At 64.5% G+C, this 11,122-nt stretch carries 13 protein-coding genes and 1 tRNA gene; 1 reads left to right on the top strand and 13 read right to left on the bottom strand.

The genetic code is table 11. From position 1 onward, the window contains the following. Nucleotides 1-371 precede the first annotated feature (371 nt). Genes pyrF through smpB form a run of 4 tightly spaced genes read right to left on the bottom strand, consistent with a single transcriptional unit; the run spans nt 372 to nt 3,677 of the window. On the bottom strand, nt 372-1,061 hold the full coding sequence (gene pyrF, locus Q7S20_04300; GenBank protein ID MDO8501046.1) for an orotidine-5'-phosphate decarboxylase: 690 nt from the start codon (nt 1,059-1,061) through the stop codon (nt 372-374). Next, the gene (locus Q7S20_04295) at nt 1,058-1,993 is read right to left on the bottom strand and encodes a dihydroorotate dehydrogenase (protein ID MDO8501045.1); all 936 of its coding nucleotides are present in this window, start codon (nt 1,991-1,993) and stop codon (nt 1,058-1,060) included. Before Q7S20_04295 ends, pyrF begins: the two co-directional genes overlap by 4 nt. Further along, complete coding sequence (locus tag Q7S20_04290; GenBank protein ID MDO8501044.1) at nt 1,990-3,210, bottom strand: N-acetylmuramoyl-L-alanine amidase; 1,221 nt, start codon at nt 3,208-3,210, stop codon at nt 1,990-1,992. The genes Q7S20_04295 and Q7S20_04290 overlap by 4 nt, the downstream gene beginning before the upstream one ends. Further along, a complete protein-coding gene (smpB, locus tag Q7S20_04285) occupies nt 3,207-3,677 on the bottom strand; it encodes an SsrA-binding protein SmpB (GenBank protein MDO8501043.1) in 471 nt (156 codons plus the stop codon). Before smpB ends, Q7S20_04290 begins: the two co-directional genes overlap by 4 nt. A 95-nt stretch (nt 3,678-3,772) precedes the next feature. Here smpB and Q7S20_04280 point away from each other — a divergent pair. Next, nucleotides 3,773-3,856, top strand: a tRNA-Leu gene (locus Q7S20_04280). Between the two features lie 71 nt (nt 3,857-3,927). Here the strand turns inward: Q7S20_04280 and Q7S20_04275 are convergent. The 9 genes from Q7S20_04275 to Q7S20_04235 form a co-directional block, all read right to left on the bottom strand. Next, nucleotides 3,928-4,386, bottom strand: coding sequence for an Rrf2 family transcriptional regulator (locus Q7S20_04275; protein MDO8501042.1), 459 nt, complete (start codon nt 4,384-4,386; stop codon nt 3,928-3,930). A 75-nt stretch (nt 4,387-4,461) separates the two neighbouring features. Continuing rightward, the gene (locus tag Q7S20_04270) at nt 4,462-5,889 is read right to left on the bottom strand and encodes an aspartate ammonia-lyase (GenBank protein MDO8501041.1); all 1,428 of its coding nucleotides are present in this window, start codon (nt 5,887-5,889) and stop codon (nt 4,462-4,464) included. Between the two features lie 20 nt (nt 5,890-5,909). Beyond that, a complete protein-coding gene (locus tag Q7S20_04265; GenBank protein ID MDO8501040.1) occupies nt 5,910-6,554 on the bottom strand; it encodes an MBL fold metallo-hydrolase in 645 nt (214 codons plus the stop codon). Continuing rightward, on the bottom strand, nt 6,551-7,537 hold the full coding sequence (trxB, locus tag Q7S20_04260) for a thioredoxin-disulfide reductase (GenBank protein ID MDO8501039.1): 987 nt from the start codon (nt 7,535-7,537) through the stop codon (nt 6,551-6,553). Before trxB ends, Q7S20_04265 begins: the two co-directional genes overlap by 4 nt. 111 nt (nt 7,538-7,648) lie before the next feature. Further along, nucleotides 7,649-8,377, bottom strand: coding sequence for an SDR family oxidoreductase (locus tag Q7S20_04255; GenBank protein ID MDO8501038.1), 729 nt, complete (start codon nt 8,375-8,377; stop codon nt 7,649-7,651). Continuing rightward, nucleotides 8,374-9,237 (bottom strand): PHP domain-containing protein, encoded by an 864-nt coding sequence (locus tag Q7S20_04250; protein MDO8501037.1) that lies wholly within the window; start codon nt 9,235-9,237, stop codon nt 8,374-8,376. Before Q7S20_04250 ends, Q7S20_04255 begins: the two co-directional genes overlap by 4 nt. After that, nucleotides 9,237-9,503, bottom strand: coding sequence for a hypothetical protein (locus tag Q7S20_04245; protein MDO8501036.1), 267 nt, complete (start codon nt 9,501-9,503; stop codon nt 9,237-9,239). Before Q7S20_04245 ends, Q7S20_04250 begins: the two co-directional genes overlap by 1 nt. Further along, on the bottom strand, nt 9,493-9,765 hold the full coding sequence (locus Q7S20_04240; GenBank protein ID MDO8501035.1) for a hypothetical protein: 273 nt from the start codon (nt 9,763-9,765) through the stop codon (nt 9,493-9,495). The genes Q7S20_04245 and Q7S20_04240 overlap by 11 nt, the downstream gene beginning before the upstream one ends. Nucleotide 9,766: 1 nt before the next feature. Then, complete coding sequence (locus tag Q7S20_04235; GenBank protein MDO8501034.1) at nt 9,767-11,113, bottom strand: dihydrolipoamide acetyltransferase family protein; 1,347 nt, start codon at nt 11,111-11,113, stop codon at nt 9,767-9,769. Nucleotides 11,114-11,122: the final 9 nt, after the last annotated feature.

Raw genomic sequence — 11,122 nt, 5'->3', positions numbered from 1 at the left:
AAGACACGAAGAGCACGGAGGAAAACGGTTACTGGGGGAACTGCGCGGCCATGCAAAAAAGAGATGCTCAGTGCCTCCATTGAATATGAGCCTGAGTGATTGGGAGACAGAGAGCCTCATGGAACGTATTATCGGCGCTGCGATAGAAGTGCATCGGCATCTTGGACCAGGATTGCTGGAATCGACATACGAAGATTGTCTTTGCTGGGGACTTGAGCAGTCTAATCAACGGAATGAAGCGCCTTTCCCTCTAAACGTTTTTCTCCGTGTCTTGTGTCTCAGTGGCGCGCAGGGTGGCTCGCCTCCATCTTGCCAGCTCGAAACTGACCCACTACGACACGGGCCGATTTGGGGCCGCCGCGAACCTCGGTCTAAACCAGCAGACTCTGCGTCACGGCCTCCATCGCCGCCCGGGGGTCCTTCGCCGCGGTCACCGCCCTGCCCAGAACCAGATACGTCGCTCCCGCTGCCACTGCCGCCTCAGGCGTCACGATCCGCGCCTGATCTCCCGCCGGATCGCCCGGCAACCGGATCCCCGGCACAAGCAGCTTCAGCGCATCGCCATGCCTGCTGTGCACCGCCTGCGCCTCCTGGCCGCTGCATACGATCCCGTACGCCCCCGACGACCGCGCCAGCTCCGCGAGCCGAAGCACCTCGTGCTCCACGTCCACCCTTTCACGTCCCCATGCCTCACCCAGTGCGGCATCGTCGAGTGACGTCAGCACCGTCACGGCAAGCACACCACAATCCGACCCCGCCGCCCTCACCGCGGCGTCCATCATCTTCGACCCGCCCGACGCATGCACGGTCGCGAGCCGAACCCCCATGTCCGCCACCCGCCGCATCGCCCCCGCGACCGTATTCGGGATATCGTGGAACTTGAGATCCAGAAAAACGTCGCAGCCAGTATCCCGCAGCCACTGCACGACATCCGCTCCGCCCGCAGTGAACAGCTCGCTCCCCACTTTGTAGAAACGGCACTTCTCGTCGAGAGTCTGCACCAGCGTCAGCGCCCGCTGGGCGTCCGGGAAATCCAGCGCGACGATGGGAATTGCCGTCACGACGGCCACTCCAGTGATCCGACAAGTTCGGCGACCGCGGCGACGCCATGTGCGCCGCACCAGCTGCGCATCTCTTCCACGACCCGTTCCGGCGCGCGCGGATCGCGCAGCGCAGCCGTCCCCATCGCGACCAGGGACGCGCCCGCCATCAGGTACTGGATCGCGTCCGTGCCGCGCGTCACACCGCCCACGCCAATCAGTGGAACCTGCACAGCGCGGCTCACCTTCCACACCGCGAGAACACCTACCGGAAGAAGCCCCGCTCCACTCACACCGCCGGCGCCGAATCCGAGCGCCGGACGCCGTGACTCGACATCTATCGCAAGTCCCGGAATCGTATTCACCAGCGTGATCCCATCAGCGCCCGCATCCACCGCCGTGCGCGCGGTATCGGCGATGGACGGCAGCGTTGGAGAGAGCTTCACGAACAGCGGCCGCGCAGTCGCCGCCCGCGCCCGCGCAACGAGCGCGGAAAGGGTGTGGCGGTCAGCGCCGAACTCCATCCCTCCCGCCTTCACATTGGGACAGCTCACGTTCAGCTCGAACGCATCCACCGTTTTCATGTCGCTCAACGTCTCCACTACGATCGCGAAATCCTCGATCGCACTCCCGACGACGTTCACTATCACTCTCGCTGCATGCACGTTCTCGGCGAGCCACGGCAACTCGTCACGCTTCACCGCGTCGAGACCGGGATTCGCGAGACCCACCGCGTTGATCATCCCGCCCTCGAACTCGGCCACACGCGGGGCCGGCGCCCCCTTTCTTGGCTCCGGGCTCACCGCCTTCGTCACCAGCCCACCGAGCGCGTCGAGATCCATCACGCCCATCAACTCACGTCCATACGCGGCCGTGCCGGCGGCGAGAAGTACCGGATTCTGGAATTCGATGGATGCCGCGTTGACCGTGAGGACCGGCGCGCCGGAGGTCAATGCGTCCCTGCTCCGATGCGCGCGTCGTAGTGCTCGAGGTACGCGAGAACCCCGCGCGCGATGCTCGCCGCGATCTCCTCCTGGCTCGAGCGATCCGTCAGATATGCCGCCTCTGACGGGTTGGTGCCGAACCCTATCTCCACGAGGACAGCCGGCATGTAGGAGCCGCGGAGCACCGCGAAATTGGCCTGTTGGACGCCGCGGTCCTTCCCCGGGTGGAACCGCCTGAACCCATTCTGGATCGTCTCCGCGAGATCGTTCGATTCGCGCAAGTGCTCGTTCTGCGCCATGTCGTTGATGATGAAGCTTAGCGGATCTCCCTTCGGGGCGTTCGCTCCCGTCTCGAATTTCACCGCTTCGTTTTCCATCCGCTCCACGCGTTTCGCATCCTCGCTCTTCGCTTCAGCGAGGAAGTACGTCTCGTAGCCCCGCTCGCGCGCGCCGGTCGGGCCGCGCGAGCCAGTCGCGTTGACATGCACGGAGACGAACAGATCGCCCTTGTTGCGATTGGCGATTCGTCCGCGGTCGGAGAGCGCAATGAGCGTGTCGGTGGTGCGTGTCATGAGCACATCCACACCTGCGTCCCTCAGCTCCTGCGCGACAAGCTTCGCCACTGCCAGTGTGACCTGCTTCTCGACGATACGTGGTCCCGGACCAATGGGCCCGGTCATTCCGTTGTCGGGGCCTCCGTGGCCGGCGTCCATCACGACGAGCCGGCGTTCCGACCGGCGCCGACGCGACGGCGTGGCCGGCTCCGACGGCGGCACGGACAGGCCATCGCTCGACGCCGCCCGTGGAGCGTCCACCACACGCCGCGCCGCGGTCGAGAAAATCCTCAACTCTCCGTTGGCCGCGTCATAGTTGAATCCCGTGGCGAACCGCGGGATCACCGACGTCACCACCTGATACGGCACGAGAAACGTCCGGCCGGACCGGAGCGGCGGCATGAGAACCGGCACGACCCCCGCATCTGTGCGCAGGAAGGGAACGCCCTCGATCATCTCGATGCGCGATTCCCCGAGGGAGATGCGATACCGCCCACCGGGAGAGTCGCCGGCAGATCCGCCGAGCGCCAGGGCGAGGAGATCGGCACGCACGTACGTGCCGCTCACCGTCGGAATGGTCGGCACCACCCTGACCGCATCTCCCTGACGCACAACCAGGTTCACCGGCGTCGCCGCGGCTGTCTGAAGGAACAGGAGCAGCGCGCCGATCATCGCGTTCTTACGGCCCGCTGCATGTCGCGCTCGTCATCACGGCGCTTCTCGTCCGCACGCTTGTCGTAGAGCTTCTTTCCGCGCCCGAGACCAATGACCACCTTCGCCTTCCCTTTCCTGAAGTAGAGCTCCAGCGGCACGAGCGTGAGGCCCTGCCTCTCCACCGACCCGATCATCTTCCGGATCTCGCGCTTGTGCAGCAGCAGCTTGCGCGTGCGTGTGGGCTCGTGATTGAAATGACTCGCCTGCTCGTACGGCGCGATGTGCAGATTGAGGAGATGCACTTCGCCATCCTTCACGATGCCATAGGCGTCGGAGATGTTCGCCTTGCCGTTGCGCAACGACTTCACTTCACTGCCCGTCAGCACTATTCCCGCTTCCCACGTGTCGAGGATGTGATAGTCGTGTTTCGCGCGCTTGTTCCGCGCGATGGACTGACGCTCCGGCTTCTCCGTTATCTCTGCCATGATGACTACCGCGCAAGTTAGAAGCGATGCACGGTATGAGAAAGGGTTTTTACGTTGACTTCACTTTGAGCGCCGTCTAAGTTGGATTCAACGACGCCGAAGTGGTGGAACTGGTAGACGCGCTGGCTTCAGGAGCCAGTGGGTGCAAGCCCGTGGGGGTTCGAGTCCCCCCTTCGGCACATAGACGAACGAAGCGGCGAGTGATCACTGGATCACTCGCCGCTTTCGTTTCGTGGCCCGAACAGGGGGGCTATACGTGCTCGAGGATCGGAAGTCCCACCCGCTCCCGCACCGCCGGCTCGTCGTGCAGCAGATCGGCGATGCAGACGCTCTCCAGCACAGCGTCAATCTTGGTCTGGAGCAGAACCCACACCGGTCTGATGCTGCAGCTGTGCGACGCCGAGCACCGGTCGGTCTCCACCGGATGACTCACGCAGTGGAGATCGAACGTCTCGAGCTCCGACGCGTGGATGACGGCGCGAATCGAGATCTCTTCCGGAGGCCTCGACAGCATGTAGCCGCCGCGCGCGCCGCGCGTGCTCGTAATTACGCCCGCGCGCCGGAGGCGCAGCAGGATCTGCTCGACGTAGTCCGCCGGGAGGCGCTCCTGGGCAGCGATGTCGCGGCCCGTTACCGGACCGGTGCTGGCGCGCTTCGCGAGATGGAGCGCGCAGATGACGCCGTACTCGGCCCATGTCGTAATGCGCATATCAGGAGGATAGGCGACGAGGCGCCCGGCGACAAGCCCGGTGACAAGCCCGGTGACAAGCCCGGATCAGCCGGATCAGCCGGCGGACGCTCCGCCGTGCGCCCCGCCCGGCACGCCGATCTCCGTCATCTTCCGAAGGTCGAGCGCTTCGTCAATCTCCGCGTCGGGCAGAATGTGCTCCCGCTTCACCAGCTCGCGGATCAGGACGTTCTCCTTCACCGATTGCTTGCTGATCTCGGCGGCCTTTGCATAGCCGATCTGCGGCGCCAGCGCCGTCGCGAGCGCGGCTGAGCGCTCCACCCAGTACGCGCACTGCTCCGCGTTCGCCTCGATCCCCTTCACGCAACGCTCCGCGAACGTTTCGGCTGCATTGGTGAGAATGCGCATCGAGAACAGGATGTTGTGGGCGATCACCGGCATCATCACGTTCAGTTCGAGCTGACCATGCTCGGCCGAAACCGACACGCAGGCATCGTTGCCCACGACCTGGAAGCAGACCTGGTTCACCATCTCGGCGATGGAGGGATTCACCTTTCCCGGCATGATGGACGAGCCGGGCTGAACCGCCGGGAGGCGCACCTCGTCGAACCCGGTGCGTGGCCCGCTCGCGAGAAGCCGGAGATCGCTCGCGATCTTGCTCAGATCGAGCGCCAGCACCCTGAGCTGCGCGCTGAATGCCGCAGCGTCGCCCATGCTCTGCATGAGCTGGATGCGGTCCTTCCCTTCGCGGAGCTCGACCCCCGTCGAGGCGGCCAGCTCGCGCACCATGATCGCGGGGTATTCCGGCTCGACGTTCACGCCGGTCCCGACGGCGCTGCCGCCGATTCCCAGGTCGCGAAGATAGTTGGCCGCTTCCTCCACTCTCTGCAGGCCGCGACGCAGCGTGCCCGCATATGCGGTGAACTCCTGGCCAAGGCGGATGGGCATCGCGTCCTGCAGGTGCGTGCGGCCGGACTTGATGACGTCGTCGAACTCGCGTCCCTTCGCCTCGAGCGCCGCGATGAGATTGTCGAATGCCTTCTTCAGATTCGGCAGCTCGGTGACGGACGCCACACGGATCGCGGTCGGAATCACGTCGTTGGTGGACTGCGCCATGTTGACGTGATCGTTCGGATGCACCGGCTTGTACTCGCCGCGATTGCCGCCGAGTATCTCGTTGGCACGGTTCGCCAGCACTTCGTTGCAGTTCATGTTGTGCGAAGTGCCGGCGCCGGCCTGATACGGATCCACCACGAAGTGCTCGCGATGCTGCCCGGAGAGAACCTCATCCGCCGCCTGGATGATGGCGTCGGCCAGGCGCGCGTCGAGCCGGCCGGTTTTCTTGTGCGTCACCGCCGCGGCCCGCTTGATCCGAACGGTGGCGTCAACGAAGGATGGCAGCGGCTTCAGTCCGCTGATCGGGAAATTCTGCACGGCGCGAAGTGTCTGCACGCCATACAGGGCATCGGATGGGACCGGCAGCTGGCCGAGCGGGTCCTTTTCCATTCTTGTGTTATCGGTCATCGAAGGAATTCAGTTCAGGTTCATTGGGCGCGGACGATTCTCGCCGAGCCGTTCAGAAACGGATTGGAGACTCGCTCCTCTCCAATCGTCGTGCTGTCGCCGTGGCCGGGCCATACCACAGTTTCAGTTGGCAGTGCGGCGATCCGGCGGAGCGACGTTTCGAGATGCGCCGGGTTGGAGAACGGCAGATCCGTTCTTCCGATGGAGCCCGCGAAAAGACAGTCACCGACGAGCGCATGCCCGTGTCCGTGGAGGACGACGTGGCCGGGGGAGTGCCCGGGCGCATGCATGACCGTGAGCTCGAGTTCGCCGAGCGTCACCGTCCCGCCGTCCGCGAATTCGCGGTCAGGCGTCGGTGGCTCGTCATATGGAATGCCGTAGAGCTGCGCCTGCCTCCCACCGACCCGGTACAACGGCTGGTCGAGCGGATGGAGCCATACGGGAACGTCCCAGCGCCGTTTCAGAGGCGCAATGGCGCCGATGTGATCCACGTGGGCGTGCGTGATCCAGATCGCCTCGGGCGTTTTTCCCATCTTCTCGACCACAGCGATGATGCGCTCACCTTCGCTGCCGGGATCCACGATCGCGACAGTGTCGCCGTCGGGATCCCCGACGATGTAGCAGTTCTCCTGAAACGCGCCGATTGTGATCCGCGTGACGATCAAACCGCGTAGCCCCCGGTAGCCACTATCTCCGGCTCGTCACCGGCGGACCGCATGGCCACAAGATATTTCTCCGCGGCGATCGCGGCGGTCGTTCCGTCGCCCGCCGCGGTGGTTACCTGGCGCGTCAGCTGAACGCGCACGTCCCCGGCAGCGAAGAGACCCTTGATGGATGTCTCCATGTTCATGTCGGTGCGGAGATATCCCATCTCGTCGTGATCGGCGTGTCCCTTGATGATTCCGGTATTCGGGCGGAAGCCGATGAAGATGAAGATTCCGGTGGCGGTGAGATCGCGCGTCTCGTGCGTGTTCACGTCGCGCAGCACGACGTTGTTCATCAGCCCCTGCGCGTCGCCCTCGATCCTCTCCACCATCGAGTTCCAGATGACCTCGATCTTCGGATTCTCGAACAGACGCTTCTGGAGAATCTTCGAGGCGCGAAGCTCGTAGCGGCGGTGGATGAGGTAGACTTTTTCGGCGTAGCGCGTGAGGAAAGCACTCTCCTCGACGGCCGCGTCACCGCCGCCAACGACGGCGATCGTGTGTCCGCGGAAGAACGCGCCGTCGCAGATCGCGCAGTAGCTCACTCCCTTGCCGGCATATTCCATCTCGCCTGGGACGTTGAGCTTGATCGGCGTGCCGCCGGAGGTGATGATCGCAGTCTTCGAGCGGTAGATCGCGCCGCTGTCGGTGGTCGCCTCGAACATACCGTCTTCCAGCTTCTCGAGCGTGATCACCGTTTCCTGCTGGAACTCGGCTCCGAATTTCTTCGCGTGGCTCTCGAACTTCTGCGCCAGGTCCCAGCCTTCGATATGCTCGAATCCGGGATAGTCCTCGATGACCTCTGTATTGAGGAGCTCACCTCCGGACGCGCCGCGTTCGAGCACCACAGTCTTCAGCATGGACCGGCCGGCGTAAAGCGCGGCAGTCATGCCGGCAGGGCCGGCGCCAACGATTATCAGATCATAGTCACGGCTTTCGGACAAGTTCGTGCTCTCTTTGGGTAGTCAGTCGGTGCTGAATCCTAATTCAAGAGGCGGGGCATGTCAGCGCCGGAAACCCGGATGCCGGAAACCCGGATGCCGGAAACCCGCATGTCATTTGCGGATGTGCCGCCCGCCGTCCACGATGAGGGTCTCGCCGGTCACGAAATCGGAGCGCAGCAGATACAGCATCGCGTTGACCACGTCCTGCGGATTCCCCAGTCGCTGAAGCGGTGTCGTATCGGCGAGACGCTTCCCGGCAGATTCGTCCCACTCGTCGGGGAGCAACACGGCGCCGGGCGCGATCGCGTTCACCCGGATCGCTGGCGCGAGCACGCGGGCAAGCGCCCGCGTCATTTTCACCACACCCGCCTTGGATATCGAGTGCGGCACATAGCCGGGCCAGTTCTCGAACGCCGCGAGGTCGGAAATGTTCACGATGGCGCCCCCATCGGCCATCGCCGCCGCGGCCGCCTGGCTGACGAAGAATGGAGCGCGAAGATTGAGATTCATCGTCCTGTCCCAATCCTCCATCGAAATCTGACCGAACGCCTGCCGTGTCATGACCGCCGCCGAATTGATCACCACGTGCGGAATGCCGAGCGACGACACAACCGCGCGAATCAGCTCCGCCGGTCCGTCATGCGTGGACAGGTCGCATTTAAACGTCGCGCCCTTCCCTCCCTCCGCCTCGATCAGCCTCACCGTCTCGATAGCGCCGGACGCGGCCGAGTTGTAATGAACGGCGACTGTCATCCGCTCGCGGCCGAGCGCGACCGCAAGCACGCGTCCGACGCGATGACCGCCGCCGGTCACGATCGCGATGCGGCCGTCGAGCTTCACGCGACCTCCTCGGCCGCCCGTCTGGCGACGACCACGTCCTGCTGATACAGCCACGCGGGGGGAATGTGCATGCAACCGATCGTGCGCTGGCCTTCGCCCGACCCGTGCCAGTCCGATCCCCCGCTGGGAACGAGGCCGAAGAAATCGCACAACGCACCGAGCCGCTTGATGTCTTCGGCGTTGTGACTCGGGTGCCGGACCTCGACGCCGTCGAGGCCATGGCTCACGAGCGGCTCGAGCCGCTCCCTTCGCCCTTCCTGCCCCGGATGCGCCCAGATCGCAATCGCGCCGGCCGAGTGCGCGAGTGTGATCGCCTCACTCACGTCGAGACGCGCCTTGGGCATGAACCCGGGCCGGCCCGCTCCGAGGAATCGATCGAACGCTTCGCGCGTATCCCGGACATGTCCTCCGCGGATGAGCGCGCGCGCAACGTGTGGTCTCCCGACGGCGCCGCCGGCCGCCTCTTCCATCACCGCCTGCAGGTCCACGTTCACGCCGAGGCGGCGAAGCTTGTCCACGATGTCGCGTGCGCGTGTTTCGCGCGCGTCCCGAAATCCGGAGAGCCGCGACTCGATCACCGAGGGCCGCGATACATGCAAGGCGAGCAGATGAATCTCCTTCGCTCCGTCGTGCGCGCTCAGTTCCACGCCGGTGACGACGCGAATCCCGAACGGGGCAGCGGCGGTCTCGGCTTCGGCGACGCCGGCGAGCGTATCGTGATCGGTCAGCGCGATGGCCGAAAGGCCGACGGCGCGGGCCGCATCCACGACTTTGGCGGGAGCGAGTGCACCGTCCGATGCGGTCGAATGCATGTGCAGATCGACCTCGCCCGGCGGCCTCGCGGTCGCGCCATCAGGCATCACTGCCTGTAGCCGGCCTCGGGCGAAGTGAAGCTCGGCTGGGATTGCTGAAAGAGTGAGAGCAGGCGCTCGTCGGAAAGTTCGGCGAACGACTGCTCGCGCGACCGCGTGCCCTGCGGCGAATAGCGTGTCACGCGGACCTCACGGGCCTTGCCGGTTCCGCGGGCGAAGAAGAGGCCGAACTCGTCCTGATCGTACTGCGTGATGTAGCCGGAGGGGTAGACGCTCCAGTCGTTTCCGTCAATGCTGATGATTCTAGCCGGCATTGGTGCCGATCTCCGTTTCGCGATAGATCCGCGCGGAGTCGAGAATCCGGTGCGGTGAGTTGGCGTGGGCCACCGTGAGCGTCGTCTCGTCTTCGGCTTCGGTGAATTCGATGAAGGCGCCGGTGAGACGGTTCTCCTCGCATACCCAGAACCTGCAGTTGGCGGCCGTGTAATGGCTTCGGCACGCGCGAAGGCGCTCGAAGTAGCGCTCTCGCTCCAAAGCGGGCACTGTCGTTCGCTGGATCGTCAGCACGCGCGCCATCTCAGACTCCGCTCTCGGGGAATTCCTCGAGCGTCTTCTTGACGAAGGCGAGGAACTGGTCGGCGACCGCACCATCAATGATGCGGTGATCGAACGAAATCGAGAAGTAGCAGCACGTGCGGATCGCAATCGTGTCTTCGCCGTCGGCACCGGGGATCACCTTGGGGCGCTTCTCGATGGCGCCGATCCCCATGATCGCGACCTGCGGCTGGTTGATGATCGGCGCGCCCATCAGCGATCCGAATACTCCGGGATTCGTGATCGTGAAAGTGCCGTCCTGCACCTCTTCCGGCGACAGCTTCTTGGCGCGCGCGCGCGACGCGAGGTCGTTCAGAGTCTTCGTGAGTCCGCCGAGCGAAAGGTCCTCGGCGTGTTTGATGACCGGAACGATGAGCCCCCAGTCGAGCGCGACCGCGACCCCGATGTTGATCGGCTTGCGATAGATGATGTTTCTGCCCGCCACCGACGAGTTCATGATCGGGAATGCCTTGATTCCCTTCACGACGCTGCTGATGATGAAAGGCAGGTAGGTCAGCTTATGGCCGGTGGACGCCTCGAACTCCGCCCGCTTGCGCGAGCGAATACGCGCGACACGGCTGAGGTCCACTTCCATGAAGGACGTGACGTGCGCGGATGTGCGACGGGACGCGACCATGTGATCGCTGATGAGTCCGCGCATCTTCGACATCTGCTCGACCGTGTCCCCGGGCCATGGCTCGGGGAGCGGGGCGTACGGCACTTCGAAGGGCACGCCGCCGGGGGCGTGCATGGACGCCGTGCGCCCGGTCGGCTGCGCCGCACCGGACTCGATGAATCCGACGATATCCTTGCGTGTTACACGCCCGGCGACCCCGGTGCCCTGAAGGGCGCCGATATCGAGACCGTGCTCGGCTGCGATCCTGCGGACGAGCGGTGACGAGCGCGTGCGAACGCGCTCCTCGAAGGAGTCGCCGTTACCGCGCGGGGATGCGGGCGCAGGGGCGGCGGATTGCTTCTGCACTGTTGCAGTCGCGGGCGTAGATTCGCTCTTCGGGGGGGGGGCCCCAGCGGATGCCTGCGATGAAACAGCTGCCGGCGCCGAGGCCGCAGCTGCCGTCGCGGCACCCTTCTCCGTCTCCAGCCGCGCAACCACAGTCTGCACCGCGACCGTCTCGCCTTCCTTGACGATGATCTCGGTGATCACACCGGCCGACGACGCCGGAATCTCCGCATCCACCTTGTCGGTCGAAATCTCGAAGATCGGCTCGTCGCGCCTGACCTCATCGCCGACCTTCTTGAGCCACTTCGAGAGAGTGCCCTCCGCGATGGATTCACCCATCTGGGGCATGATTATGTCTACGAGCGCCACCGCGATCTC

It is taken from the genome of Gemmatimonadaceae bacterium, assembly GCA_030647905.1.
GTDB lineage: Bacteria > Gemmatimonadota > Gemmatimonadetes > Gemmatimonadales > Gemmatimonadaceae > UBA4720.
This window is presented reverse-complemented; position numbering and strand designations above follow the sequence as displayed.

Coding starts and splice junctions, on each gene's coding strand:
- Q7S20_04270 (MDO8501041.1), bottom strand. CDS start 5,889: ATGACCGATAACACAAGAATGGAAAAGGACCCGCTCGGCCAGCTGCCG.
- Q7S20_04275 (MDO8501042.1), bottom strand. CDS start 4,386: ATGCGCATTACGACATGGGCCGAGTACGGCGTCATCTGCGCGCTCCAT.
- Q7S20_04245 (MDO8501036.1), bottom strand. CDS start 9,503: ATGCCGGCTAGAATCATCAGCATTGACGGAAACGACTGGAGCGTCTAC.
- Q7S20_04250 (MDO8501037.1), bottom strand. CDS start 9,237: ATGCCTGATGGCGCGACCGCGAGGCCGCCGGGCGAGGTCGATCTGCAC.
- smpB (MDO8501043.1), bottom strand. CDS start 3,677: ATGGCAGAGATAACGGAGAAGCCGGAGCGTCAGTCCATCGCGCGGAAC.
- Q7S20_04240 (MDO8501035.1), bottom strand. CDS start 9,765: ATGGCGCGCGTGCTGACGATCCAGCGAACGACAGTGCCCGCTTTGGAG.
- Q7S20_04290 (MDO8501044.1), bottom strand. CDS start 3,210: ATGATCGGCGCGCTGCTCCTGTTCCTTCAGACAGCCGCGGCGACGCCG.